General features: G+C 45.1%; 1 protein-coding gene. It reads left to right on the top strand.

The window, feature by feature from the left end; genetic code table 11:
• Nucleotides 1-434: 434 nt before the first annotated feature.
• Complete coding sequence (locus P9687_RS01940) at nt 435-1,670, top strand: IS256 family transposase (protein WP_026684065.1); 1,236 nt, start codon at nt 435-437, stop codon at nt 1,668-1,670.
• Nucleotides 1,671-1,719 lie beyond the last annotated feature (49 nt).

Genomic DNA, 1,719 nt, shown 5'->3' with positions numbered 1-1,719 from the left:
AAATGGCATCTTTCACGGGGGTTGTTAGGCACTTCGAAGCGGTCTATTCTGATTTACGACGGGATTTTCATTCTTCCGCTGGCATGTATTTTTTGTGATATGGGCGTTTACGTACATTGTTTGTCGGAATTTCGCTCGCTTCCTTCACTTAGACGCATCCTACGTTAAGAAACAACGCGTTTTTTCCGCGCTTCCTTCACTCAGACCGGTTAAGTCCGTATAATTGTGTAAAAAGGGTTATCTGAATATGAGGGAATATGGAGTATAGGGGCTGTTTTTCTGGAGGGGGCTGGCCAGCCCCCTCCAGAAAAACAGCGGGATTTCATTTCTCTTGCCGTCTCTATCATTTTTTTATAGAAAATGAGCCAGAGCCCATCATCTCAGTTAGAATAGAGTTAACCAAAAAACTAAATTTCTAAAGGAGAGATTCAGGGATGGCTCAATTACAGATTACTCTAGATGAACAACTTTTGCATCAATTATTTCTTGGCGATTCAAAAGAATCGGGTATAAATGCCCTTTTGGAGGCGATTTTGAATCAAGTTCTGGAGGCACAGGCCAGCGAACAGCTGAAAGCCGAAAAATATGAACGTAATGAAGCTAGAATTGATTACCGAAACGGCTCCTACCCCCGCCAACTAAAAACCCGCGTGGGAAAGCTCTCTTTGTACGTTCCCAGGCTGCGCAACGGTCATTTTTCAACTGATCTCTTTCAGCGTTATCAGCGTAGTGAACAAGCACTGGTCCTGTCTTTGATGGAAATGGTGATTAATGGTGTTTCTACGCGCCGTGTCAGTCAAATCACCGAAGAGCTCTGTGGTTCAGACTTCTCGAAGTCGACCGTGTCGAATCTTTGTGGGCAGCTGGATCCCGTGGTTACGGGCTGGAATAACCGTCCCCTAGAGGGCAGCTATCCGTTTCTGTTTGTGGATGCAATTTATACAAAGGTGCGTGAAAATGGCCGTGTCCGTTCCCGGGGTGTATTGATTAGCTATGGTGTCAACGAGAAAGGCTATCGATCGATTCTTGGCCTAAAAGTCGATGACAGTGAAAGCACAGAGGCTTGGAAGAATTATTTTGATTGGCTAAAATCTCGTGGACTAAAGGGCGTAGATGTAATCGTTAGCGATGATCATGGCGGTTTAGTCAGCGCTGTTCAAAAAGCGTTTCAGGGAGCAACGTGGCAAAGATGTCAAGCTCATTTTCTGCGTAACGTACACGATCGGCTTCCAAAACATTTAGAGAGCGAAGGAACTGAACAAGTGAAAGCCATTCTCCACGCTCCAGACATTGAAACAGCACACACACTACTTCAGTCCTTTCTGAATACTTATCAGGATAAAGCGCCTAAAGTGACTGAAATGGTAGAGGAAGCCTTTGACGATGTCACTGCAGCACTCTCACTTCCGGAGCCGTATCGTCGTCGCCTGAGAACGACAAACGGCATGGAACGACTCAATGAAGAATTTCGCCGTCGGGAACAGGTTATCCGTATTTTTCCTAACCGGGATTCCGTAATCCGGCTAATGGGTTCTGTTCTCATGGAAAAGGATGAAAAATGGGCAGAAGGACGCCGCTATTTGAAGATGGAAGACTATTTTGAATGGAAAGCCAAACAACCGAAATCGTCTGACCAATCCAACAAAGCGACAGACATTTATTCGGGTTAATTACTCTATCCCGACTGAGAGGAATTTACACACAAAAAAAGACTTGACC

This window comes from Weizmannia sp. CD-2023 (assembly GCF_036225245.1).
GTDB classification, from domain to species: Bacteria; Bacillota; Bacilli; order Bacillales; family Bacillaceae_C; genus Weizmannia; species Weizmannia faecalis.
The sequence above is the reverse complement of the archived record's forward strand: the minus strand, read 5'-3'. Positions and strand labels throughout refer to the sequence as shown.

What these genes read in the sequence shown, in the direction of transcription:
- P9687_RS01940 (WP_026684065.1), top strand. Translation starts at nt 435, where the DNA reads ATGGCTCAATTACAGATTACTCTAGATGAACAACTTTTGCATCAATTA.